The sequence below is a fragment of the Ferruginibacter sp. genome (assembly GCF_031430955.1).
Taxonomy (GTDB): domain Bacteria; phylum Bacteroidota; class Bacteroidia; order Chitinophagales; family Chitinophagaceae; genus Ferruginibacter.
Genome location: NZ_JANPCM010000206.1, coordinates 1 through 1924 on the forward strand (window position 1 = coordinate 1; position 1924 = coordinate 1924).

General features: G+C 36.0%; 3 protein-coding genes. All 3 read left to right on the plus strand.

Annotated features, from left to right (window positions below; genetic code table 11):
- On the plus strand, window positions 1–180 hold a 180-nt coding region (locus tag ACY65O_RS05825; RefSeq protein WP_462219909.1), incomplete at its 5' end, for a nitrilase-related carbon-nitrogen hydrolase.
- Window positions 181–382: 202 nt separating this feature from the next.
- Complete coding sequence (locus tag ACY65O_RS05830) at window positions 383–1207, plus strand: BRO family protein (protein WP_462219910.1); 825 nt, start codon at window positions 383–385, stop codon at window positions 1205–1207.
- A 3-nt stretch (window positions 1208–1210) separates the two neighbouring features.
- Window positions 1211–1924, plus strand: a 714-nt coding sequence (locus ACY65O_RS05835) for an FAD-dependent oxidoreductase (protein ID WP_462219911.1), incomplete at its 3' end; no start/stop codon positions are given.

Here is a 1924-nt window from a genome sequence, read left to right on the forward strand (position 1 = left end):
TTTTATGGCAGCAGTTATTTTGTTGATCCCCGTGGACAAATTTTTGCACAGGCCAGCGAAGACAAAGACGAATTATTAATTGCCGATTTTGATTTGGATATGATTGAAGAAGTAAGAAGTGTGTGGCAATTTTTTAGAGACAGAAGGCCGGAGACTTATGGGAAGTTAACGGAGTTGTAGCCCCTATCTCCGCCAGCGGGCGGAGGAAATGGAGAAGATCGAAAAGAGAAATGTGTTTATATTTTTTTGTACCAAGCTTGAGTATTTCTATTTGGCTTCATTGGTCTGGCCTAAGGCGAGACACTCTTGTACGAGATACCATTATTGAACTTTTATCTAAGCGTAAATAAAAATGTAAAATGCTTAATAAATATTTTTTCAAATGAGCAACATTAAATTATTTGATAGCAAACAAATTCGATCTGTTTATAATGAAACAGAAAGTAAATGGTATTTTTCTATCGTAGATATCGTAGAAGTATTAGTAGTTAATGCAAGACCAAGAAAGTATTGGAGCGATTTAAAAACCAAACTTAAAAAAGAAGGTGCTGAGTTGTCCGAAAAAATCGGACAACTGAAAATGGAGTCATCTGATGGTAAAAATTACTTAACAGATGTAGCAGATACAAAAACAATCCTGCGCATTATTCAATCCATCCCTTCTCCAAAGGCAGAACCATTTAAACTCTGGCTGGCACAGGTAGGGTACGAAAGACTGGAGGAAATTGAAAACCCTGAAATAGCTACGCAGCGTACAAGAGATTTATATATACAAAAAGGTTATCCCGATGATTGGATAGAAAAAAGAATGCGGAGTATTGCTATTAGAGAAGAACTTACAGATGAATGGAAAGCACATGAAGTAAAACAACAAAAAGATTATGCTATACTTACCGCAGAAATTGCAAAAGCAACTTTTGGTTATACACCGGCACAACACAAAAAAATAAAAAATCTTAAAAGAGAAAATTTAAGAGACCACATGACAGATCTGGAACTTATCTTTTCTATGTTAGGCGAAGCATCTACTGCTGCCATTGTGAAAACAAAACATCCCAAAGGATTTAAACAAAATAAAGTGGCAGCTAAACAAGGTGGCAATATTGCAGGCAATGCAAGAAGAGCATTGGAAATTAAAACAGGTGAAAAAGTAGTAACAAAGAAAAACTATTTGCCTGCTGATAAAAAAAATAAACAGATAAATTAATTTATGGCAATCGCATCAAATAAATTATCATCACAACAATACGCCGAAAACTTCAGCGACATTCATCCACCGTTTGAAACCTACAATGCAGCGCAGGTAGAAGCCAACCGTTGTTTATTTTGTTACGATGCACCCTGTATTAAAAGTTGCCCTACCGGAATTAACGTTCCTAAGTTTATTAAACAAATTGTTACTGATAATATTAAGGGCAGTGCCCACACCATTTTTTTATCCAACATTATGGGAGCAGGTTGCAGTAAAGTTTGCCCGGTAGAAAAATTATGCGAAGGCAGTTGTGTATTTAATTTAATGGACGAGCCACCCATACCCATTGCAAAATTGCAACGCTATTCAACTGAAATAGCTATGAAAAACAATTGGCAATTGTTCAAAAGAAAAAAATTAGACATTTCAAATAACTCCCCTTCAGGGGATGGGGGCAAAATTGCTATCGTTGGTGCTGGCCCGGCAGGTTTAAGTTGTGCTCATGTTTTATCAAGAGAAGGAATTGATGTAACTATTTATGAAAAAGAAAATAAAGGTGGCGGATTAATGACTTACGGCATTGCAGCCTATAAAGTAACCCCACAGTTTTGCGAAGACGAAGTGAATTATATTTTATCACTCGGCGGAATAGAAATTAAATATAACCAGGAGCTGGGTAAAAATATTTCGCTTGCTGCATTACAAAAAAAATATGACGCAGTATATCTTGGA